Origin of the sequence: Camelimonas fluminis (assembly GCF_014656355.1) — a bacterium.
Lineage (GTDB): Bacteria > Pseudomonadota > Alphaproteobacteria > Rhizobiales > Beijerinckiaceae > Camelimonas > Camelimonas fluminis.
In genome coordinates this window covers 6801-7163 of record NZ_BNCG01000074.1, presented here as the reverse complement: position 1 = coordinate 7163, position 363 = coordinate 6801, and the positions used below count along the sequence as shown (strand labels likewise).

Here is a 363-nt window from a genome sequence, read left to right as displayed (position 1 = left end):
GATGCGTGAAATCGAGATGCTGAAGCGGCAGGGAACATCCCAGGTGTTCATGAACGCAGGCGGTGGAGCTGCTGCTGTCGGTGGCAGCGACGCCGCGAACGCTCCTCCCCTCAAAAGCAGGGTGACCGCTGCAATCCTCGCCTTCCTGCTCGGTGGGCTCGGCTTCCACAAGTTCTATCTCGGACAGACCGGAATGGGTCTGCTGTACCTCGTCTTCTGCTGGACGTTCATTCCCGCCATCATCGGCTTCATCGAGGGGATCATCTACCTCACCTCATCGGACACGGCGTTCAAACGGAAGTACGGCTGACCCGATGCAAATGATCTCCATCGCGGGACTGGCCCTGTCCGTCCTGACCATCG

Annotated in this window: 1 protein-coding gene; it reads left to right on the top strand. The window is 59.8% G+C overall.

Annotation, left to right across the window (positions count from 1 at the left end):
• Window positions 1-310, top strand: a 310-nt coding sequence (locus IE243_RS21740; RefSeq protein WP_210319950.1) for a TM2 domain-containing protein, incomplete at its 5' end; no start/stop codon positions are given.
• Between the last annotated feature and the right edge of the window lie 53 nt (window positions 311-363).